Annotated in this window: 17 protein-coding genes; 4 read left to right on the top strand and 13 right to left on the bottom strand. The window is 67.1% G+C overall.

The annotated features are described in order from the left end of the window. Nucleotides 1-38: 38 nt before the first annotated feature. Genes FHR22_RS02735 through FHR22_RS02710 form a run of 6 tightly spaced genes read right to left on the bottom strand, consistent with a single transcriptional unit; the run spans nucleotide 39 to nucleotide 4797 of the window. Entirely contained in the window at nucleotides 39-497 is a 459-nt protein-coding gene (locus FHR22_RS02735) for an aconitase X swivel domain-containing protein (protein WP_166938675.1), read from the bottom strand. Beyond that, complete coding sequence (locus FHR22_RS02730; protein WP_166938672.1) at nucleotides 491-1723, bottom strand: aconitase X; 1233 nt, start codon at nucleotides 1721-1723, stop codon at nucleotides 491-493. The genes FHR22_RS02735 and FHR22_RS02730 overlap by 7 nt, the downstream gene beginning before the upstream one ends. After that, nucleotides 1720-2661, bottom strand: coding sequence for an ornithine cyclodeaminase family protein (locus FHR22_RS02725; RefSeq protein ID WP_166938670.1), 942 nt, complete (start codon nucleotides 2659-2661; stop codon nucleotides 1720-1722). Before FHR22_RS02725 ends, FHR22_RS02730 begins: the two co-directional genes overlap by 4 nt. Then, a complete protein-coding gene (locus FHR22_RS02720; RefSeq protein WP_208417458.1) occupies nucleotides 2658-3563 on the bottom strand; it encodes a beta-keto acid cleavage family enzyme in 906 nt (301 codons plus the stop codon). The genes FHR22_RS02725 and FHR22_RS02720 overlap by 4 nt, the downstream gene beginning before the upstream one ends. Next, on the bottom strand, nucleotides 3560-4318 hold the full coding sequence (locus FHR22_RS02715) for an SDR family oxidoreductase (protein WP_208417457.1): 759 nt from the start codon (nucleotides 4316-4318) through the stop codon (nucleotides 3560-3562). Before FHR22_RS02715 ends, FHR22_RS02720 begins: the two co-directional genes overlap by 4 nt. 14 nt (nucleotides 4319-4332) lie before the next feature. Then, entirely contained in the window at nucleotides 4333-4797 is a 465-nt protein-coding gene (locus tag FHR22_RS02710; protein WP_166938668.1) for an acyl-CoA thioesterase, read from the bottom strand. A 178-nt stretch (nucleotides 4798-4975) separates the two neighbouring features. On the opposite strand from FHR22_RS02710, the gene FHR22_RS02705 reads away from it, so the two are divergent. From FHR22_RS02705 to FHR22_RS02695, 3 genes are read left to right on the top strand one after another with little or no spacing between them, the layout of a single operon-like run. Continuing rightward, the gene (locus tag FHR22_RS02705) at nucleotides 4976-7093 is read left to right on the top strand and encodes a TonB-dependent receptor (RefSeq protein WP_166938667.1); all 2118 of its coding nucleotides are present in this window, start codon (nucleotides 4976-4978) and stop codon (nucleotides 7091-7093) included. Nucleotides 7094-7143: 50 nt separating this feature from the next. Next, nucleotides 7144-9147: a prolyl oligopeptidase family serine peptidase gene (locus tag FHR22_RS22630; RefSeq protein ID WP_166938664.1), complete on the top strand. Its 2004-nt coding sequence runs from the start codon at nucleotides 7144-7146 to the stop codon at nucleotides 9145-9147. Further along, nucleotides 9134-10435 (top strand): spinster family MFS transporter, encoded by a 1302-nt coding sequence (locus FHR22_RS02695; RefSeq protein WP_166938662.1) that lies wholly within the window; start codon nucleotides 9134-9136, stop codon nucleotides 10433-10435. Before FHR22_RS22630 ends, FHR22_RS02695 begins: the two co-directional genes overlap by 14 nt. 16 nt (nucleotides 10436-10451) lie before the next feature. On the opposite strand, the gene FHR22_RS02690 is transcribed toward FHR22_RS02695, so the two are convergent. Together FHR22_RS02690 and argE are read right to left on the bottom strand one after the other, a co-directional pair. Further along, the gene (locus FHR22_RS02690; protein ID WP_166938660.1) at nucleotides 10452-11210 is read right to left on the bottom strand and encodes a GntR family transcriptional regulator; all 759 of its coding nucleotides are present in this window, start codon (nucleotides 11208-11210) and stop codon (nucleotides 10452-10454) included. Between the two features lie 9 nt (nucleotides 11211-11219). Then, a complete protein-coding gene (gene argE / locus FHR22_RS02685) occupies nucleotides 11220-12416 on the bottom strand; it encodes an acetylornithine deacetylase (protein ID WP_166938658.1) in 1197 nt (398 codons plus the stop codon). A 247-nt stretch (nucleotides 12417-12663) separates the two neighbouring features. On the opposite strand from argE, the gene FHR22_RS02680 reads away from it, so the two are divergent. Continuing rightward, the gene (locus FHR22_RS02680) at nucleotides 12664-13605 is read left to right on the top strand and encodes an alpha/beta hydrolase (protein ID WP_166938656.1); all 942 of its coding nucleotides are present in this window, start codon (nucleotides 12664-12666) and stop codon (nucleotides 13603-13605) included. Nucleotides 13606-13634: 29 nt separating this feature from the next. Here FHR22_RS02680 and FHR22_RS02675 read toward each other — a convergent pair whose 3' ends face one another. The 5 genes from FHR22_RS02675 to FHR22_RS02655 are packed head-to-tail and all read right to left on the bottom strand — an operon-like array spanning nucleotide 13635 to nucleotide 20617. Further along, entirely contained in the window at nucleotides 13635-16163 is a 2529-nt protein-coding gene (locus tag FHR22_RS02675) for a beta-glucosidase (RefSeq protein WP_166938653.1), read from the bottom strand. Then, nucleotides 16163-16504 carry a hypothetical protein gene (locus FHR22_RS02670; protein ID WP_166938651.1) on the bottom strand — a complete coding sequence of 114 codons (342 nt, stop codon included), beginning with the start codon at nucleotides 16502-16504 and terminating at the stop codon, nucleotides 16163-16165. The genes FHR22_RS02675 and FHR22_RS02670 overlap by 1 nt, the downstream gene beginning before the upstream one ends. Then, complete coding sequence (locus FHR22_RS02665) at nucleotides 16504-18177, bottom strand: AMP-binding protein (protein WP_166938649.1); 1674 nt, start codon at nucleotides 18175-18177, stop codon at nucleotides 16504-16506. The genes FHR22_RS02670 and FHR22_RS02665 overlap by 1 nt, the downstream gene beginning before the upstream one ends. After that, nucleotides 18174-19772, bottom strand: coding sequence for a tannase/feruloyl esterase family alpha/beta hydrolase (locus FHR22_RS02660; protein WP_166938646.1), 1599 nt, complete (start codon nucleotides 19770-19772; stop codon nucleotides 18174-18176). Before FHR22_RS02660 ends, FHR22_RS02665 begins: the two co-directional genes overlap by 4 nt. Further along, on the bottom strand, nucleotides 19769-20617 hold the full coding sequence (locus tag FHR22_RS02655; RefSeq protein WP_166938644.1) for an alpha/beta hydrolase: 849 nt from the start codon (nucleotides 20615-20617) through the stop codon (nucleotides 19769-19771). The genes FHR22_RS02660 and FHR22_RS02655 overlap by 4 nt, the downstream gene beginning before the upstream one ends. Between the last annotated feature and the right edge of the window lie 8 nt (nucleotides 20618-20625).

The following is a 20625-nucleotide window of genomic DNA, read 5'->3' as shown; positions in this document are numbered from 1 at the left end:
ACGCGGCGAATTGACGGCGGCGCCCGGTCGCCACCCTGCTAGGGCAAATGGGGCATGCCGAACCCGAGCAGCGCATCCCCCGGAAAATTCAGCACCGCCTGGCCCGCTTCGCACCAGAGATGCGCGGACGCCCCGTCGGGCAGTATGGCAAGATCCTCGTCCGCCACGATCAGGATCGGGATCGCCGCGCCATACAAATCTTCGGCGACGAGCGCGCCGATGGTCAGGATGGGGTCACCGCGCGTCGTCACGATCCCGGCGGGCGCGCGCTTCGACCGGGCGAGTTCGACCAGCGCGCTCGACGAAGAGGAGGAGCCCCGGCTGCCCGGCATCGCGAGCAACCTTCCCGCCAGCGTCGCTCCCTGCTGCGGATGCGATGCGTCGACGATGCGGCTGGTCGACAGATCGACCCCGCCCCACAGGCTCAGCGGCTCGGTCAGCCGCAGCACGGCGCCGCTCGCCATGCCCTCGATCAGCGCGCGGCCACGGATCAGCATGCTTCGACCACCTTCCCCGCCTCGGCCGAGCGGATGCAGCGTTCGAGGGTCATCAACGCGACGCGCCGCCCCAGATTTCCGGGGCCATAATGCGCGAACTTGCCCGATGTCGTCAGGATCAAACCGCTTGTCTGGCGTACCACCGGCGCCAGATAGGTACAGGTGTCGACGACGATACGGATACCAAAGGCGCGCAAGCCATCGAACGACGCATCGCTTTCGACCTCGGCCGCGATCTCGCGCGAGGTCGAGACATAGATTTCGGTCGCATCCGCGCGGCGGCGTCCGTCCACCGCGCGGTTCAACGCGGCGAATTCGGCCAGCGAATAATGCGGCGTGCCCAGACAGATCGCCGCCACCGCTTCGCCCTCCGCCGCGGCGCACAGGCGGTCGATCGCGGCGCGAACCTCGTCGGGCGTCACCGTCTCGACCGGCACCCCGGCGGTCGGCATGTCCGCCGCCTCGGGCGTGATATGTTCGGCATGGAACAGCGCCAGCGCGCCCGACGACGCGCCGGTGGCGCCGAGCGCCTTCAGTTCGTCTTCGCTCGCGCCCTGCGGCACCCCGCGCAAATAGGGCACGGCGCCCCGCGACCGGCGGCCGACGACATAGCCGATCGCGGCGAAATACAGGTCACGCGGCAGGCCTGCCGCTTCGGGCGAAGGCAGCATCAGCACGATCGCCGGCCGCCGCGCCTCGTCGCAGTGAAAACCCGCCAGCGGCACCCGCCCGGTCAACGCCGCGCACAGGTCGGTGAAATCGCCATAGCGGTCGGTGCGCGCGCCGAGCACCGAGTTGATGAAGACGATCGCGTTCGATTCGGCCCAGGCGACATGTTCGCCGCGCAGCGGGCGGACCATGCGCTGATAGGGGGCGCAGGTCAGCGTCGGCAGGCAGCCGAGTTTCTCGTGCAGCCGCGTCAGCTTCTTCTGCTGCGCAATGAGGCCGCGCGCGCCGCAATGCCAGCCGGGATGGGTGACATCGACCGCCGCGACGTTGAGCGTGGTCGGAACGCGTACCTTGCCCTTCAGGTCAACGAAGCGCCGGACGAAATCGATGCTCGACGGACCATGATAAAGGCAGCCGTCGATGTGCGCCGATTGAATGGAAATGAAGCGCTCGGCGCCGCAAGCCTCGCCATAGCGGACGAGCAGCGTCATCGCACGCCGCGCCGCCGCTCCCTGTTCGCCGGCCAGCAGCGCGCGGTCGATCGCTTCGAGCTTCACCGCGCGATCGACCCCGCGACCAGTTCGGCCGCCGCGAGGTCCTCGATCGCGGTGCCGACCGATTTGAACAGGGTGATCGCCGCATCATCGCCGCCGCGTCCCGGATGAGCACCGGCGCAGAGGGCGGCGAGATCGGCTTCGATCGCGTCGGCGGTGATCGCCCCCGCGGCGATCGCCTGCAACAGGTCGCCCGCCTCCTCCAGCGTGCCTTCGCGAGTATCGACGAAGACGCGCGCACGGGCGAAGCTGCCGGCGTCGGCCTCGCCCATGTCAGGCCGAAAGGCGCCGATGAGGTCGACGTGCATCCCGGGACGCAGCGCCGTCCCTGCGATCAACGGCGCCGTTGCGAGCGTTGCGGCGGAAACGATGTCGGCCGCGGCCAAACCGTCGCCGACCGTGGCCACCGTCACGGCGGGATAACCCAGCATTTGCGCCGCGGCGGCCGCCCCCTCCGCCTTCGCCGCATCGCGTCCCCAGATCAGGATCCGCTCGAGCGCAAAGGCCGAGGCATAGGCTTCGATGATCGGCGCATTGAGCGCGCCGGTCCCGAGAACAAGCAAGGTCACGGCATCGCGCCGCGCCAGCCGCGATGCCGCGAGAACCGAAGCCGCCGCGGTCCGCCGGCGGGTCAGCGCCGCGCCGTCCATCGCCGCGACCGGCAGACCCGAAGCGGCGTCAATCAGGATATAGGCCGAGCGCACCGACGGGCGCACATGCGGATCGATGGTGACGATTTTCGTGCCCAGCCGCGCGCCGGCCTTCCACGCCGGCATGACCAGCAGCGATGCGCCCTCCATATCGGCGGCGAGCCGCGGCGGCGCCCGATATGCGCCGGACGCAAACGCCTGGCGCAACGCCGCGATCAGCGCGGGCATCGGCGTTGCCCGCGCGACCGCATCGGCGTCATGATAGGGGATCGTCGCGGCGCCGCCGGTCATGCGCCCGGCGTTCGCAGCTTCAATATCTCGCGCGTCTCGGCGGGCGTCGCGACCTCGTAACCGCCGACCGCGTTGACGAGCGTATAGGCACGCTCGACCAGCTGGCCGTTGGTCGCCCACACGCCGCGCGACATATAAAGATTATCCTCCAGCCCGACGCGGATGTTGCCGCCGAGCAGCAGCGTATGCGCCAGCATCGGCATCTGTTCGCGGCCGATGCCGAACGCGCCCCAGATCGTGCCGGGTGCCATCAGGCTTTTCTGATAGAGGATCGTTTCGACCCCGTGCGGCGCCGCCCATTGCACGCCCAGCACCATCTGCATCATCGCCGGGCCGTCGATCAGCCCTTCCTCGACCAGCTTGTTGCCGAACAATATGTCGCCGGGGCCGAAGACTTCGAGTTCGGGCTTCACCCCCGCCGCCTGGAACCGCTTCGCCATCGCGCGCAGCGTGTGCGTCGGGCTGAAATATATATATTCGGTCGGCCCTTCGACCTGGTTGTTGGTGACGATATCGAGCGTTGCGATCTCGGGCAGCAATTCCTCGACATGCGCAACGCGTTCGTCGACGCCGACAACGTCGCTGCCGGGCAGCATATGCCCCTCATTTTCGGGATCGGGCAGGAAATAGGCGCCCATGCCGCAGGTCAGGTTGAGCACGGTGTCGGTCCCCGTCTGGCGGACGCGGTCGACGACTTCGCGGAAATGCGCGCGGTCGCGATTACCCTCGCCCGTTTCGGGATCGCGGACGTGGATATGGACGATGCTCGCCCCCGCCGATGCCGCTTCGATACAGGCATCGGCGATCTGCTTCGGCGTGACCGGCATCGACGGATGCTTCTTGTTATAGGGCGCGCCGCCGGTGACCGCGCAGGTCAGGATCGTCTTCTTGCTCATCGTCATTCTTCCCATTCCATATTGCCGCTCACCGCGATGACCTCGCCGGTGATCTTCTTGCCGGCGTCCGAGGTGATGAATTCGACCATGTCGGCGAACTCCTCGAGTTCGACCTTGCAGCGCAGCGACACATATTTGAGATAGTCGTTCTCAATGTCTTCGAAGCTGCGCCCCGTCGCATCGACGTTGCGCTGGACGATGAAGCGGAAGCGGTCGTTGTTGATGATCCCGGGCAGGATCGCGTTGACGCGAATGCCCGACGGGCCCAGCTCACGCGCGCTGTTCTTCGTCAGCCCCTCGACCCCCGCCTTCGACGCGATATAGGGGGCGCGGAACGGAATGCCGGTGCGCGTCGAACAGGTCGAGAAATTGACGATCGACCCGCCGCCATTCGCTTTCAGCATCGGGACGGCGCGCTTCATCGTGTAGAACATGCCCGACAGGTTGACCGCGATCGTCTTGTCCCATTCGTCCTCGTCGATGTCCTCGATCGGCGCGCGCGGACCCGCCATGCCGACGACATTGACCAGGATCGTCAGTTCGCCGACATGCGCGCGGACGTCGGCGAACAAGGCGTCGACCTCGGCGCGCACCCCGACGTCGGTGACGCTGCCGCTCATTCCCGGATTGGCCGCCAGCGTCGCAGCGACGGCATCGCCGCGCACGTCGCAGATGTGCACCTTGGCGCCCTTTTTCAGAAAGCGTTCGGCGATCGCGCGTCCGACGCTGTCTCCCGCGCCCGTAACCAGCACTCGTTCCATAATATCTCCTGTGTTCAGTCGGCTTGCCCGGCGGGCAGCATCAGCCGCGCGGCGATGGCGCGCTCGCGCTCGGACAGCGGCGTCGCCTTGCGTTCATCAAGGTCGAAGCGGACGGTGACGCCCTCCAATATCGTGCAGGCGGTCGCATCGGGCCGCCGCGTCATGATCGTGCGATGGCGGATCGACGTGCGCCCCACCGACACGATGCCGCTGGCAAGGATCAGCAGATCGCCCGCCACCAGCTCGTGCAGATAGCGAATCTCGTGCGACACGTCGGCCCAGCCGGCGCGGCGCCCATCGGCAATCCCCGCCACGGGACCGAAATAGGCGAGCAGATGATAGACCGCATTGTCGAGCAGCGGCATCTGATGCTGCACCGACATATGGCCCATCGCATCGCAGTGCCACGGAAAAACGACTCCGCGAAAGGTCGCGACGGGCACGCTTCCCACTGTTTCGATGACCGTTTCCGGCTCCATATCATCCCTTTCGTCAGCCTTTTGCCGGCCGCTTGCCAGCCATGTTCCGGGCCTTTGCCGGCCGGTGCCGACCGAATTAATCCCCCCCGCTTGACTTGTCTACACAGATTATACACAATGTGTTCATTGATTATCCGCACTCTCGTCACAATCATGAAAACATGCAAAAGGGGACATCATGCGTAACAAGTTGAAGACCGGAACGGGCCTTTGCGTCGTGGGCGCGCTGCTCTGGGCGATGCCCGCGGCGGCGCAGACCGCCGAAGATGGCGCGGGTGCGGACGAGATCGTCGTGACCGCGCAAAAGCGCGAGGAACGGCTCCAGGACGTGCCGATCTCGATCACCTCGCTCGGCGGCAAGGATCTCGACGCGCAGGCCAGCGGCGGCGTTTCGGAAGCGCTGCGTTCGGTCGCCGGCATCTCGATCACCAATTCGCCGCAGGGCGGCGCGACCCAGCTGACGATCCGCGGCGTCGCCGCGAACGGTGCGACGCTCGCGGGGTCGAGCACCTCGGCCTTCTATATCGATTCGGTCCCGTTCGGCCTCGTCAAGTCGGCGATCCTGCCCGACACCAACGCCTATGACATGTCGCGGATCGAAGTGCTGCGCGGGCCGCAGGGCACGCTTTACGGCGCCAACGCGCTGAACGGCGTCGTGCGCGTCCTCACCAACGACGCCAACCTCGACCGCTTCGAAATCAAGACGCGCGCCGGCGTCGCGGCGACCCAGAATGGCGACCCCAGCTATCGCGGCGACATGGCGGTCAACATCCCGCTCGTCGAAGGCAAGCTTGGCCTTCGCGTCGTCGGCGGCTTCGAAAATTCGGGCGGCTGGATCGAACAGCCGGCGCGCGGGGTGAAGAATGCGAACGACAGCCAGTCGCGCAACATCCGCATCAAGCTCAACGGCCAGCCGACCGACAATTTCAGCTTCGGCCTGTCGGCGTGGATTTCGCGCATCGACCAGGATTCGCCCAATTATGCGAACGATGCCGGCCTCCAGACGACGACCGTCGCGCTGCCGCAAAAGCTCAACTATGACGCGTTCAGCGGCAAGTTTGGCTATGATTTCGGCAGCTTCGAAGTGTCGAGCGCCACAAGCTACCTCAAATTCTCCAATTTGAGCGAGCGCGATTATACCAACCTCGGCGCCAACCAGACGCTGCACACCGAAATCGAATCAAAGATCTTCACCGAGGAAGTGCTGATCAATTCGACCGGCAGCGGCGACTGGCGCTGGTCGGTCGGCGGCTTTTATCGCGACGCGTCCGATCTCCTCCACCAGACGCTGTTCGTCCTCCCCGCGCCGATCAACTTCCGCGACAAGTCGCGCTCGTTCGCGGCGTTCGGCGAAGTCACCCGGCGCTTCATGGACGGCACGCTCGAAGTCACCGGCGGGCTGCGCTATTTCAAGGATCGCGTGACGCAGATCGAACTGACGCCGACGACCGGCAACCCGGACCAGCCGCTCGCGCGCCGCACCGACACCTTCGACGCGATCACCCCGCGCGCGGTGATCACCTGGCTGCCGAGCCGCAAGTTCACCGCCTATGCCTCCTATTCGCAGGGCTTCCGCAGCGGTTTCAACCAGAGCCCGACGATCATCCGCACCGCCCCCGGCATCCCGCCGGTCAAGGCCGACCGCCTGTCCAACTATGAAGTCGGCGCCAAGGGCAGCCTGCTCGACGGCGCGCTGACCTTCGATGCCGCCGTCTATTATATCGACTGGAAGGATATTCAGCAGAATCTGAACGTCGATATCGACGGCGTCGTCTTCGCGGCGTCGGTCAACGGGCCGAAGGCGAGCGGCTTCGGCGCCGACCTCGCGCTGACCGCGCACCCGATCGAAGGGCTCGACATCGGCGGCACCTTCAGCTGGAACGGCCTCGACCTGTCGGGTCCGATCATCACCCAGACCGCGGGCGGCCCCGTCACCCTCTACCAAAAGGGCGACCGGCTCGCCTTCTCGCCCGAATATACGGCGAGCGGCTTCCTCGATTATCGCTTCCCGGTCGGCAAGGCGGGGCTGAAGGGCGTGCTGTCGGGATCGCTGACCTATCGGTCGAAGATCCCCGCACGCCTGCTCGCGTCGGGCGCCGCGCGCTATTTCCTCAGCGACGAACCGCTGCTGGCGCGCGGCAGCATCGGGCTCGAATCGCCCGACAACTGGACCGCCTCGCTCTATGTCGAAAATATCGGCAACTGGAACGGCATCACCCAGCCGCCGACGGACATCAGCCAGGAATATCGCGTGCGTCCACGCACCGTGGGCCTGCAGTTCGAATTCCGTTATTGAGTCTCCTGGGGGCCGGAGCGATCCGGCCCCTGCTTTTTAAAGGTTTGCCCGTGGCCTCCCCCGATAGCGATCTCCCCTCTTCCGCCGACTCCATCGAAGCGCAGGTGCGCGATTATTTCGAGCGGCTCTATCGCCCCGGCGCAGCGCAATTTCACGGCATCGTCCATGTCGCGGCGAACCCGGTCAGCGGCGTCATCGCCTTTTCGGGCCCGATGATGCGCGAAGGCGGCGGCTTCCCGGTCACGCGGATCGGCTTGCTTGCGCCCGGCGGCGGGGTGACCCTGCTCGGCAGCGACGACGCAAACGACAGCCAGCCGAAATGGTCGCCCGACGGCCGCTGGCTCGCCTTCCTGTCCGACCGCAACCATGGCGCGGGCAATTTCCAGTTGATGATCGCATCGGCCGACACCCCCGGCCGCGCCGTGGCGCCCGCGCCGATCGCCGGCGAGGCGGTGGAAGCTTTCGTCTGGGCGGCGGATAGCCGCCAGATTCTGATCCAGAGCGCCGACGCGGGCGCCGATGCCGCGGGGTCGGCGGCGACGGCGCGGATCGGCGGCGGTGACGGCGGCGAACGCCCCTCGTGGATGCCGACGGTCGAAACCGGCAGCCATGACGGGCTGTGGCGCCACGCGCGCATCCTCGACATCGGGACCGGCGCCTTGACCCGCGTCGGCGCCGACGGCCAGAATGTGTGGGAAGCCGACTGGTGCGGCCCCGGCGCGGTCGTCGCGATCACCTCGGCCAGCCCGACCGAAGGCGGCTGGTACCAGACCGAAATTGCGATCGCCCCGGCGGCGGGCGGCGCCTTCGAACGCTTCGCCGCCCCCCAGGTTGAACTCGCGGGCGTGACCGCGTCACCCGATGGCCGGACGATTGCGGTGATCGAAGGCCGCTTCCACCGCACCGTCCAGCTCGGCTCGCTGACCCTCTACGACCGCGCGACCGGCGCGGCGCGCGAACCCGATATCGGCGCGCAGGTCTCGGCGCTCGCCTGGCGCGACGCGAACCGCCTCTTCTTCACGGGCTTCGCCGCGCCGGGGTCGGTTGCGGGAACGCTCGACGTCGCAAGCGGCACCGTCACCATCGAATGGCAGGCATCGGGCACGGCGGGCCGCAAGGTGCCCTATGCGGTCCCCGCAGAGCACGATACCGTGCTTGTCCCCGGCCATGCCTTCGACCGCTATCCCTATCTCGCGCGCTCGGACGCAGCGGGCGAACGGATGTTGCTCGACCTCACCCCGCCCGGCCTCGCGACCGTCCAGGCAAGGATGAAGCCCGCCGAAGTCGTACGCTGGCAGGGTCGCGACGGGCTCGACATTCTTGGCTATCTCGCAATGCCCGAGGGGGTCGAACGCCCGCCGCTCGTCGCCTTCATCCACGGCGGCCCCTCGCACCTGTTCCGCGATAGCTGGACGTTCGACAACCCGCTCGCGGCGCTGCTCGTCAGTTCGGGTTATGCCGTGCTCTTCCCCAACCCGCGCGGCAGTTCGGGGCGCGGGCTCGATTTCGCGTCGCGCGTGATCGGCGACATGGCGGGCGAGGATATGCACGACATTCTGGCGGGCATCGACCATGTGATCGCCCACCATTCGGTGGACGGCAGCCGGCTGTTCGTCACCGGCGGCAGCTATGGCGGCTTCATGACGACCTGGCTCGTCGGCCAGACGCAGCGCTTCCAGGCCGCCTGCGCGATCGCACCGCTGACCGACATGCGCAGCCAATATTTCACCGCGCACCATCCCGAATTCCTTTCGATATATTCGGGCGGCGATCCCTATGACGTCGGCGGCACCTTCGACCAGCGCAGCCCGCTCGCCCATGCCAACAAGGTGACGACCCCGACATTGCTGATCGCGGGCGAGATGGACAAGACCACGCCGCCGGCGCAGGCGGTGCAGTTTCACCACGCCCTCGTCCTCGCCGACGTGCCGACCGAACTGGTCCTCTATCCCGAGGAAGGCCATGCCGCGGCGCGCTACGAAGCACAGATCGATCAGGGAACGCGCGTGCTGCGCTGGTTCGCACAGTGGGAAGGCCGCAATGGCGGCCGCTAACCCACCCCCCGCCGCCGCAGCGGGCGGCGGCGCGGCGCATCTCTATACCCCCTCGCGCCGCTGGCTGTTCCTCGCGATCCTGTTCCTCGTCGGCGCGTCGAGTTCGATCGACCGTGTCGTCATTTCGGTGCTGCTCGAACCGATCAAGCATGAATTCCAGGTCTCCGACACCCAGCTCGGCCTGCTCAGCGGTCTTTCCTTCGCCTTGCTCTATTCGGCCTTTGGCCTGCCGATCGCGCGCTTTGCCGATCGCGGCAATCGCAAGAAGCTGATCGCGGTCGCGATCTCGGTGTGGAGCGTCATGACAATGCTGTGCGCCGCCGCGGCCAGCTTCTGGCAGCTGCTGCTCGCGCGCATCGGGGTCGGGGTCGGCGAAGCCGGCGCGACGCCGCCCGCCCAGTCGCTGATCGTCGATTATTTCCCGACCGCGCAACGCGCCCGCGCGATCGGCATCTTCGCGACATCGGGGACCGTCGGTTATCTGATCGGCCTGTCGGCGGGATCGCAGCTCGTCGCCGCCTATGGCTGGCGCACCACGCTCATCGCTTTCGGTCTGCCCGGCCTCCTGATCGCCGCGCTCGTCTATTGGGTGCTCGACGAACCACGCTCGCGCGTCGATGCCGCGGTGTCGCGCGGCAGTGCCGAGGATTTTCGCACGTCGGTCAGCCGCCTCGCCGGAAAACGCTCGTTCGTGCTGATGCTCGCGGGCTTCACCCTCTATCATTTCGCCGCCTATGGCTCGCTCGTCTTCGTCCCCTCCTATCTCGTGCGCGTGATCGAAAGCCCGATCGAGCAGGCCGGGCTCTATTACGGCGCCACTTCGGCGCTCGGGGTGCTGATCGGCAGCCTCGCCGGCGGCGCGATCCAGGATGCGCTGTCGCGGCGCGATCCGCGCTGGATCGTCCGTTTCCCCGCCATCGCCTTCGGCCTCGCGGCGGTGCCCAATTGCGCGATGTTCCTGATCGACGACCTGCCGACCTTCCTCGTCGTCAGCACGATCGGCGGCATCCTGCTCTACGCCGCGCTACCTGCGGCCTTCGCCGCGATCCACGCGGTGTGCGGCAGCGCGCGGCGGGCGACGGCGATCGCGGTCGTGCTCTTCTTCGGCAATCTCCTGGGCTTCGGCCTCGGGCCGGTGATCACCGGCGCGCTCAGCGATCATTTCAGCGCGATCCACGGCCCCGCAGGGCTGCGCTACGCGCTGATCATCGTCATGGCGCTGACCGTGCCGACCGCCTTCTTCTTCTACCGCGCAAGTGCCAAGGTCGCGGACGATCTGGAGGATTGAAGCGGGCGGCCGCGGTTCAGCCGCGACCGTTCAGCGAGAAATCGGCGGTGCTCGCACCGGCGACAAAGGTCTTCATCCGCTCGCGGAATTCGTCCGAATGCTCATAGACCAGCCGTTCGGCCTCGGCGGCGTCGCCACGGCGGATCGCGTCGATCATCTGATCATGCTGTTCGATGACGTCCGAATAGCTCAGCAGCGCCGCGCCATTCTGGCGAAAGGCCAGCAGCGACAAGCGCATCACCCCGCGCAGCATTTTCGAGCAGTCCGCGGCCAAAAACTTGTTCCCGCACGCCTGGTTGATCGCGTCGTGAAAGGCCCAGTTGGCCTCGACGATCAGGCGCGGATCGCGCGTTTCGCTCGCGACGGCGAACTCGCGGTTGCGCTGTTCGAGCAGGTCGAGGTGGTGCGGCTGCCGGCGCAGCGCCGCCCAGCGCGTCGTCGCGCGCTCATACAGCTCGAGCGCCTCCAGAACCTGCGGCACCTGATCGAGGTCGAGCGGTGCGACGCGCGCGCCGCGGTTCGGCGCCAGCACGACCAGGCTGTCCGACGCGAGCCGGATCAGCGCCTCGCGGATCGGGGTGCGCGAAAAGCCCAGCTCGCGGCTGAACTGAACCTCGTCGAGCTCGGTATTCGGCGGCAGGTCGAGATTCAGGATCTGCTCGCGCAGCAAGGCATAGACCTTCTGTCCCGAGGACTGGCGGGCGACCTCGTCGCTTATGTCGAGGACCTCCGCCGGCTCGGCGGATTTATCGGATCTGGTTCGGGCGGCGCGCATCGCCGATCTCTACTCCGCATGGGTCATCGCAATCAACCTCGACATGAACCGCGCGCCCGCCTCGATCTGCGCCACCTCGATATATTCGTCGGGGCGGTGCGCCTGGACGATCGAGCCCGGGCCGCAGATCACCGTCGACATGCCCGCCGTCTGGAACTGCCCCGCCTCGGCACCATAGGATACCGCGCCCGCGGGCGCCGCGACTTCGCTCAGCATCGCGGCCAGCCGTTCGGCCGCGCCTTCCTCCTCGCGCCGCAGTGGCGGGACCTCGGCAATCACCTGCACCGCGACCCCGGTTTCCTCGCCCTCGTCCTTCAGCCGGGTTCGCGCATCCTCGACCGCCGCCCAGAAGGGCGCGAGCACCGCATCGACGTCGCGGTCGGGCACCGTGCGCAGGTCGAAGGTGAAGCGGCATTCGCGCGCGAGAATATTCGCCGCCGTGCCGCCGTGGATCGTCCCCACCGTCAGCGTCGACCACGGCGGATCGAAGCGCGCATCGCGATGGTCGGCCCGCTCGCTTTCGGCAATCCGGCCCAGCACGCTCAAAATCCCGATCGCGATCATGTTCGCCGACACACCCTCGTGCACCAGGCTCGAATGCGCCTCGCGCCCGGTGACGACGACTTCGTACAGGTGGATGCCCTTGTGGCTGTTGATGATCGCCATCTCGGTCGGTTCGCCGATGATCGCGGCGACCGGGCGATGCCCCTCGGCGACCAGCGCGTCGATCAGGTCGGGCGCACCGAGGCAGCCGATTTCCTCGTCGTAGGAAAAGGCGAGATGGACCGGGCGCGTCATCGCGCGCGGCGTCAGATAGGGCACCGCGGCAAGCGCCAGCGCGATGAAGCTCTTCATGTCGGCGGTGCCGCGCCCGTAGAGCCGCCCTTCATGCTCGGCGAGCGTGAACGGGTCGCGGCTCCACGGCTGGCCCGCGACGGGGACGACGTCGGTATGCCCCGACAACACCAGCCCGCGCGCTTCGGCAGGGCCGATCGTGGCGAGCAGGTTGGCCTTGCTGCCGTCGGCGTTGGCGATCCGCCGCGCGGCGACGCCATGCTCCGCCAGATACGCCTCGACATAATCGATCAGCGCCAGGTTCGATGCGCTCGACGTCGTGTCGAACGCGATCAGGCGCGCGAGAATCTCGATTGCCGACGCCGCGAGCGCGGGCGCCAGATTGTCGTCGCTCCGCGGCGCACCGGTCATCGGCCGCGCCCCTGTGCCCGCGGCGCCGCCGGCGACGCGAAAGACCGCCGCGCGCTTCCCGTCCGCGCGCGCCGTTCAAAACCTTCTTGCATGAAAACCCCTGCCTACGGATGCTACTGATAATTATTGTATACATCTTGTATTTTTCTCGTCGGCAGTCAATAGGGTTTGCGACGAAACAACGTCGAAGTTCGCAAAGTTGCAGCAGTCGCTCGCTCGTGACGGCAGGAATGAACGGGAGATATCGATGACCGGAAAATCCATTCGCGCGCATTTCCCGCTGGCGCTCGCCGCGACGATCGCCGCGATGCAGCCATCGCTCCTCCACGCGAACCCGGCGCCGGTCGCGGCACCGGCCGCCGCGCAGGGCGAGCCCTATGTCATGCCGCGCTCGGACGTGCGGCGCATGAGCTCCGACGCGGGCGGCGACTATCTCATCTTCATCGCCTGGCCCCAGCAACCGCCGCCCCCCGAAGGATATCCCATCCTCTATCTGCTCGACGGCACCGAAAGCTTCGCGATCGCGGCCGAATATCAGAACCGGCTGGGCGGCTATGCGGGTCTGGAACCGGGCATCGTCGTCGGCATCGGCTATCCGGGCGCATCGCGCCGCGGTTTCGATTATACGCCCGCCGTCCCCGGCGGCGACAAGCTGATGCCCAGCGCGGGCCCGGCCGGCGGCGCCGACCAATTTCTCGACTTTCTGGCCGAAAAGGTGATTCCCGCCGTCGAGGCGGAATATCCCGTCAATCCCGAACGGCGAACCTTGGCGGGGTATAGCCTTGGCGGCCTCTTCACCTTGCAGGCCCTGTTCAAGCGCCCCGGCCTGTTCCGCGCTTATGCCGCCTCCAGCCCCTCGATCTGGTACGGCGACCAGCAGGTCCTGAAGCTGCTGCCGGGCCTGGCCGATCGGCTGACCGCCTTGCCGTCCCGCCGCACATTGTTGCTGAGCGCCGGGCAATATGAACAGTCGCCCGCCCCCGGAACGGAGCAGGATCCGGAATGGCTGCGCATCGCCGATCTCAGCCGGCGTGCGAGGATGGTCGACAACGCGCGCGAACTGGCCGATCGTCTCCGGCCCGCGCCCATCGACGTCGAATTTCACGTCGCGCCGGGCGAGACCCACGGATCGGGCAATTGGCCGGCGCTTCGCGACGCGCTCCGGCTGGCGTTTGCCGACAAGCCGTAGCGATTATTGCGGCCGGACCGCGCCGGCCATCACTCGGCGACGACCTCGACCTCGCGCGTTTCGCGAAGATCGTCCGATGACGCCCCGGCCATGATCCGGTAGCGGCCCGGCACCACGCGCCACTGCCCGGCCGCCGCGTCGAAGCGCGAAAAGGCGCGCGGGTCGAGCGTGACGGCCACCGTCCGGCGCGCTTTGGGCCCAAGGTCGACTTTCGCGAAACCGCGCAGCGCGATCGGCGCATCGCCCTCGCCGGGCGCGACCGCCGCGACGTAGAATTGCACCACTTCCTTGCCCGCGCGCTGGCCGTCGTTGCGCAGCGTCACGCGCACCGGGACGGCATCGCCGCCGCGGATCCGCGCGGGGACAATAAGCCCCGAATAGGCGAAGCTGGTGTAGCTGAGGCCATGGCCGAACGCGAACAGCGGCTTGACGCCCTTCGCCACATAGCCGCGATAGCCGACGAGCAGGCCTTCCGAATAGGGCGTCTTGGCGCCCTTCAGATTGACCATATCGTCCTCGGTACGCATCGGGAAGGTGACAGGCAGCTTCCCCGACGGGTTGACCTTGCCGGTCAGAACATTGGCGAGCGCCGCCGCCCCGCCCTCGCCCGGCAGCCACATGTCGACGATCGCCGGCGCCCTTTCGGCCCAGGGCATCGTCATCGCCGCCCCGGCGTTGACGACCACCGCGGTTTTCGGGTTGACGGCGATGATCGCGTCGACCAGCCGGTCCTGATCGCCGGGCAGGTCGAGCGAGGTGCGGTCATAACCCTCGCCCTCGGTCGTCGACGACGAGCCGACGAACACCAGCGCCGCATCGGCGCCGCGCGCCGCCGCAACCGCTTCGTCGAACGAAGGCAGCGGCTCGCGCACCCCGAAGCTCAGATATTCATAGGGGGTCTGCCCGGTCACATAGTCGATGCGGATCGGATAGCCGCGCCCCGCTTCGAGGTCGACCGCGACGGTGCGCCGCGGGATCGGAAAGCCGAGCACGTCGCGGATGTCGGGCTTCGACGCGCTGTCCTTCGACAGCAATGTCTTGCCGTCGAGCGTGATCGTCGCATTGCCGGTGCCGCGGGTGCTGAACTCATAGGTGCCGCTCTGCTCGGGCCAGAACAGCCCTTCCCAGCGGAACGCCGCATAGCCCGTGACTTGCGGCCCCGCGATATTGCCGCTGATCCGCTTCAGGAAGCTGGTCGCGGTTTCGCGCTTCACGGGCTCGCCGCTCATGTCGGCATGGGCATAATAGGTCGCCGCAAGCCCGGCGATGCCGCGGTCGGTGCCGGGGCTGAACAGCCTGGCATTCGCGGCCGGCGGCGTCTCGTCATTGTCGACACCCTTGGCGAAGCTGATCTTCACCCCCGGCAACGCCGCCCTGAGCGCGGCGAGCGGCGTGCTCGTCTCGAACGGCACCACCGCCGAACTGCCGCCGCCCTGGATACGCACGACGTCGGCGTTCGGGCCGATCACCGCCAGCGACCTGATCGACGACGGCAGCGGCAGGACGCCGCTGTTCTTGAGCAGCACGATCGCCTCTTCCGCCGCGCTCTGCGCCAGCGCCGCGTTGCGCGGGGTCACCTCGGCGATCGGGCGCGCCACGCCGCGTTCGATCGCGCCGCTGCGCACGATCAGCCGCACCATGCGGCGCGCATTGTCATCGATCTGCGCGGCCGTGACCTTGCCCTCGTCGACCGCTTTCCGCAACTTGGCGCCGAAATGGTTCGGCGGTCCCGGCATTTCGAGGTCCATGCCGGCATTGGCGGTGGTCACCGTCGAATGGACCGCGCCCCAGTCGGACACGACGAAGCCCTTGTAACCCCATTCGGTCTTCAAAAGGTCGGTCAGCAGCCAGCGGTTCTCGGCGGCATGCGTCCCGTTGATCTTGTTGTACGACGCCATCACCGACCAGGGGTCGCCCTGCTTGATCACCGTTTCGAACGCCGGGAGATAGATTTCGTGCAGCGCCCGCTGGTCGACCACCGAATCGACGATGAAACGGTTGGTTTCCTGGTTGTTCGCCGCGAAATGCTTGAGCGAGACGCCAATGCCCGCGCCCTGCGCGCCCGTCACATAGCCCAGCCCGATCTGGCCGGCCAGATACGGGTCTTCGGAATAGGTTTCGAAATTGCGGCCCCAGCGCGGGGTGCGGACGATATTGACCGTCGGCGCGAGCAGTGCGTCGGCACCATGCGCCAGCGTTTCCTTGCCGATCGCCGCGCCGACTTTGGCGGTGAGATCGGGGTTCCACGTCGCCGCCAGCGCGACACCGACAGGGAATACCGTCGCCGGCTTGCCGTCAGGCGAGCGGACGCCGGTCGGCCCGTCGGTCATGCGGATCGACGGGATGCCAAGCCGCTCGATCGGATTCAGCGTCATCGACGTTTCGCCCGCGAGCAGCAGGATCTTCTCGTCGAGCGTCAGCCGGCCCATCAGATCATCGACGCGCGCTTCGAGCGGCGCCGCCTTGTCCTTATAGACCATATCCTGTGCGTGGGCGCCGGACAGCGCCACCGTGGAAGACAGCAAACTCGCTGCCAGATAGGCTGTCCGGCGCATCATTACTTGACCTCCGCCAGATCCTTGGCCGTCGCGGCCAGCATCTCGTCGGTGATCTTGCCGTTCGAATAGGGCTGCAGCTGGGTCAGGCTGATCGCCTTGAACATCTCATATTCGGGCAGCGCGATCATGCCGGGGAAATGCTTTTCGATCACCGCCTTGCCCTTTTCGTCGGCGACGATGTCCTGGAGCGGGGTGTCGAGGTTGAACTTGGCGTCGGTTGCCGGCGCCGTCGCGGCGGGCGCCGCATCGGCGGGCTTTGCCGCATCCGCAGGCGCGCTCGCATCCTGCGCGAAGGCGGGAGAGGCAGCCAGCAGGGCGGCCCCAAGCAGGAGATATTTCATTATGCGTCTTCCTTTCCAAATTCGGCGACCATCGTTTCTCTGATCATATATTTCTGGATCTTCCCCGTCACCGTCGTGGGGAATGCGTCGACAATGCGCAGATATCGCGGGATTTTATAGTGGGCGATCTGGCCGCGGCAGAAATCGCGGATCGCGTCGGTGGTGACATCGGCCCCGGGCTTCAGCCGCACCCAGGCGCAAAGCTCCTCGCCCATGCGCTCATCGGGAATGCCGACCACCGCGACATCCTCGACCGCGGGGTGGCGATAGAGAAAATCCTCGATCTCGCGCGGGTAGATATTCTCGCCGCCGCGGATCACCATATCCTTGAGGCGGCCGACGATATTGCCATAGCCCTGCGCATCGATCGTCGCGAGGTCGCCCGAATGCATCCAGCCATCGGCATCGATCGAATCCGCGGTGCGTTCGGCCTCGTCCCAATAACCGATCATCACCGAATAACCGCGGGTGCAAAGCTCGCCCGGCGCGCCGGACGGCACGATGTTGCCGCCCGCGTCGACGATCTTGCATTCAAGATGCGGCTGGACGCGGCCGATCGAACCGACGCGCCGTTCGAACGGATCGTCGGGCGCGGTCTGGAAGCTCACCGGACTGGTTTCGGTCATCCCATAAGCGATCGTCACGTCGCGCATGTTCAGCCGCTCGACCACCTGCCGCATCAGCGGCTCGGGGCAGATCGCCCCCGCCATGCAGCCGGTGCGCAGCGACGAGACGTCGAAGCGGTCGAAATCGGGATGCGCGAGGAGCGCGATGAACATCGTCGGCACGCCGTAGAGCGCGGTGCAGCGCTCGGCCGCCACCGCGTGCAGCACCGCTTCGGGGTCGAAGCCCTCGGACGGATAGACCATCGCCGCGCCATGGGTGATCGCGGCCAGATTGCCCATCACCATGCCGAAACAATGATAGAGCGGCACCGGAATGCAGATGCGGTCGCCTTCCTCCAGCCCCTGCGTCCGGCCGACGAAATAGCCGTTGTTGAGGATATTACGGTGGCTGAGCGTCGCGCCCTTCGGCAGGCCGGTGGTGCCGCTGGTGAACTGGATATTGATCGCATCACCCGGGTTCAGCGTCGGCCCGATCGCGGCCAGGCGTTGGCGATCGCTATCGCCCCCCAGCCCTGCCACATCATCGAAACGCAGCCAGCCGGGGCGCGCGTCGGCACCGATCAGGATCAGCGACCGCAGTGTCGGCAAGCGCGCGGCGGCAAGCTGGCCGGACACGCTCGCCGCCGCCTCGGGCGCGAGCTCCTCGATCATCGCCGGATAGTCGCTGGCCTTGAAGCGCGTCGCCGCGACCAGCGCCGCCAGCCCGACCTTGTTGATCGTATATTCGACCTCGGACAGCCGGTAGGCGGGATTGATCGTGACGAGGATCAGCCCGGCGCGCGCGGCGGCGAACTGGGTCAGCGCCCATTCGGCGCAATTGGGGGCCCAGATGCCGATCCGGTCGCCGGGGTTCAGCCCCAGCGCGAGCAAGCCCGCGGCGAAGGCGTCGGATCGTTCGAGCAGTTCGGCGAAGCTCCAGCCGATCCCCTGCCCGACCGAGACGAGCGCATCGCGATCGCCCCAGCGTGCGGCGGCCAGCGCCAGCGCGTCGCCGATCGTGTGGTCGATCAACGGCGGCTCGGTCGCGCCCTGGACGTGACTCGTCATTTCCCGGGCGCCTCGCAGGCAAAGCTTGCCGCGTCGTCGGTCGAACCCCTGCCATCCCATTTCGCGACCTTCGGGAACGGGCAGAGCGGCCGCGTCCGCCCGGCCTTGGCGGGCAGCCCGATATAGGCGAACAGGTCGTTGTCATATTTGGTCGCGACGATCCGTTCGGGCGCGGGCCCGCCCTGCCGCCAGCCGTCGAGCGGGGTGAGCGGATCGAAGATATTGGGTCCGGGTCCGGCCAGGCAATGCGACATGCCGGGTACCATGAACAAGCGAACCGAGGTCGCCGCCGCACGCGGGTTCGCGGCGACAAGGCGCTGATAATAATCCAGCGTATTCTCGGCCGGAATGCCCGCGTCGTTCCAGCCATGATAGAGGATCAGCTTGCCGCCGCGCTTGAAGAAGGCGCCGAGATCGGTGCGGTCGGCGTCGAGGTCGCCGCCGACGCGCGCCTTGGCCAGCGCATAGTCGCGCTCGAGATTGAAGTCCGCAAGCTGCCAGTCGGGATCGGCGTGGACGAAATAGCGGAAGAAGGCGGTGCCGAACTTCACATGCTGCGAAGTCTTGCCCGTCAGCCACATAGACCAGGTCCCAGCTTCGGCTTCGGCACCGGGTGCAAAGCCGGGATAGAAGCTTTTGCCGTCGGCACTCTTCGCACCGTCGTAGAACAGCTTCGCGGTCGCGACCTCGCCCGCCGTCAGGCAATCGGCGCCGTCGCCGCCTTTGCACGCGAGCTTGGCCGGATCGAAACGGCAGGCGCGCGGATCGTCGATCACGCCGTCCTTGACGCCGTCGAGCGCATCGCACTGGCCGAGCGACGCGGTTTGGAGCAGCTTCAATTTCGCCATCGACAGGTCGCCGCCGGGCTTGCCTGCTTGGGCGGCGTTGTTCGCAAAGGCGCTCGCCATGCGCGTCCAGGGCATGGCGGGGGCGCCGGCGATGATCGCGTCATAATCGGCAGGATAGCGCTGCGCGAGGGTCAGCGCCTGGCGCCCGCCGTCGGAGCAGCCGTGGAAATAGCTCGCGCCGAGCGCGCCGTCATAATAGGCCGCAATGACCTGTTTCGCGGTCTCGGCGCCGACATGATTGGCGCGCCAGCCATAGTCGCGGATCTTTTCGGGCGCGTTCAGCGCCCAGCTCGCATCGACATCGGCTTCGCCGAAATGCCCCATGTCGGTGCCGACCGCGGCATAGCCCTTTTGCACCGCGCCGCGCATCAACAGCGACGGCAGCAGCATGTTCGCGCCAAAGCCGCCATTGCCTGCGCCGAGCAGCTTGCCATTCCAGCCGGCACGCTCGGGCAGCCACACCTCGACCTTGATCGACGATCCCGGCACCGGCGACAACGTCGCCTGGACGCGGCAGAAGGCGGCGGGGGCGGGAAGCCCCGGCTTGCCCGCTTCGAGATCGACCATCGCACCGCCCGCAAGCGGGGCCGCGGCGTCGATCTTGCCGTTCTTCAGCGCCATACCGGCCAGCGCTTCGCAGCTCCCGGCCTTTTGGGCGACCGGCGTCGGCGCCGGGGCGGGTTCGTTCGCGGTGCACGCCGCAAGCAATGAGCCGCCGGCGAGCAGCAGGATCGATGCCCCCCTCATTGGCCGACCAGTCCCTGATTGCGCATCCACGCCGCCATCGCATCGGTCCACGCATCGCTCGCTTTGCCGCTCTTCTTCATGCCGAAACCATGTCCTCCGTTTTCGTAGGTGACGATCGTGCTGCTCATCCCCGCCTTCTGCCACGCATCGGCGAGGCGGACGCTGTCGTCATAGGCGAGCTTGTCGTCCTTCGCCGCGGCGACGAACAGCGGCGGCGCCTTGTTCGGCACCGCGATCGTGTCGGGTAACAGGCCGGGATAGATGGCGATGGCGAAATCGGGGCGACCGGCGGGCTTGTCCGCCATCAGCGTCCACACCGTCACCGCGCCGCCGGCCGAAAAGCCCATCAGCCCGACGCGGTCCGGCTTGATGCCAAAGCGCTTCGCATTCCCCCGCACCCACGCCACCGCATTCTCGCCATCGGCGGTCGCGAGCGGGCGCAGCGGCTCGACCGCGGTGCGCAGCGCGGGAAGATCGGCCAGATAGCGCATCATCTGGATCGGAAAATCGGCGCCGGTTTCGAGCAGGCGATATTTGAGCACGAAAGCGGTGACGCCCTGACTGTTCAGCCACTTCGCGACCGCCTCCCCCTCATTGTCGATCGACAGCATGTGAAAGCCGCCGCCCGGCGCGACGATCACCGCCGTACCGTTCGGCTTGTCCGCCACATAGGGGGTCAGCGTCGCATCGGACACGTCGCGCACGATCGTGCCGAAGGGACCGGTTTCGCGCACTTCCTTCGACGTCGCGGGCACGGGATCGCTCGACAGGCGAACGACTTCCCACGCGCAGGCGGGGATTGCGACGATGGCCAGCGCACCGGCGATCAGGACGGAGAGGCGCATGGTCATAT

It is taken from the genome of Sphingopyxis panaciterrae, assembly GCF_011762125.1.
GTDB lineage: Bacteria > Pseudomonadota > Alphaproteobacteria > Sphingomonadales > Sphingomonadaceae > Sphingopyxis > Sphingopyxis panaciterrae.
This window is presented reverse-complemented; position numbering and strand designations above follow the sequence as displayed.

What these genes read in the sequence shown, in the direction of transcription:
- FHR22_RS02735 (WP_166938675.1), bottom strand. Translation starts at nt 497, where the DNA reads ATGCTGATCCGTGGCCGCGCGCTGATCGAGGGCATGGCGAGCGGCGCC.
- FHR22_RS02725 (WP_166938670.1), bottom strand. Translation starts at nt 2,661, where the DNA reads ATGACCGGCGGCGCCGCGACGATCCCCTATCATGACGCCGATGCGGTC.
- FHR22_RS02720 (WP_208417458.1), bottom strand. Translation starts at nt 3,563, where the DNA reads ATGACGATGAGCAAGAAGACGATCCTGACCTGCGCGGTCACCGGCGGC.
- FHR22_RS02715 (WP_208417457.1), bottom strand. Translation starts at nt 4,318, where the DNA reads ATGGAACGAGTGCTGGTTACGGGCGCGGGAGACAGCGTCGGACGCGCG.
- FHR22_RS02710 (WP_166938668.1), bottom strand. Translation starts at nt 4,797, where the DNA reads ATGGAGCCGGAAACGGTCATCGAAACAGTGGGAAGCGTGCCCGTCGCG.
- FHR22_RS02705 (WP_166938667.1), top strand. Translation starts at nt 4,976, where the DNA reads ATGCGTAACAAGTTGAAGACCGGAACGGGCCTTTGCGTCGTGGGCGCG.
- FHR22_RS02695 (WP_166938662.1), top strand. Translation starts at nt 9,134, where the DNA reads ATGGCGGCCGCTAACCCACCCCCCGCCGCCGCAGCGGGCGGCGGCGCG.
- FHR22_RS02690 (WP_166938660.1), bottom strand. Translation starts at nt 11,210, where the DNA reads ATGCGCGCCGCCCGAACCAGATCCGATAAATCCGCCGAGCCGGCGGAG.
- argE (WP_166938658.1), bottom strand. Translation starts at nt 12,416, where the DNA reads ATGACCGGTGCGCCGCGGAGCGACGACAATCTGGCGCCCGCGCTCGCG.
- FHR22_RS02680 (WP_166938656.1), top strand. Translation starts at nt 12,664, where the DNA reads ATGACCGGAAAATCCATTCGCGCGCATTTCCCGCTGGCGCTCGCCGCG.
- FHR22_RS02675 (WP_166938653.1), bottom strand. Translation starts at nt 16,163, where the DNA reads ATGATGCGCCGGACAGCCTATCTGGCAGCGAGTTTGCTGTCTTCCACG.
- FHR22_RS02670 (WP_166938651.1), bottom strand. Translation starts at nt 16,504, where the DNA reads ATGAAATATCTCCTGCTTGGGGCCGCCCTGCTGGCTGCCTCTCCCGCC.
- FHR22_RS02665 (WP_166938649.1), bottom strand. Translation starts at nt 18,177, where the DNA reads ATGACGAGTCACGTCCAGGGCGCGACCGAGCCGCCGTTGATCGACCAC.
- FHR22_RS02660 (WP_166938646.1), bottom strand. Translation starts at nt 19,772, where the DNA reads ATGAGGGGGGCATCGATCCTGCTGCTCGCCGGCGGCTCATTGCTTGCG.
- FHR22_RS02655 (WP_166938644.1), bottom strand. Translation starts at nt 20,617, where the DNA reads ATGCGCCTCTCCGTCCTGATCGCCGGTGCGCTGGCCATCGTCGCAATC.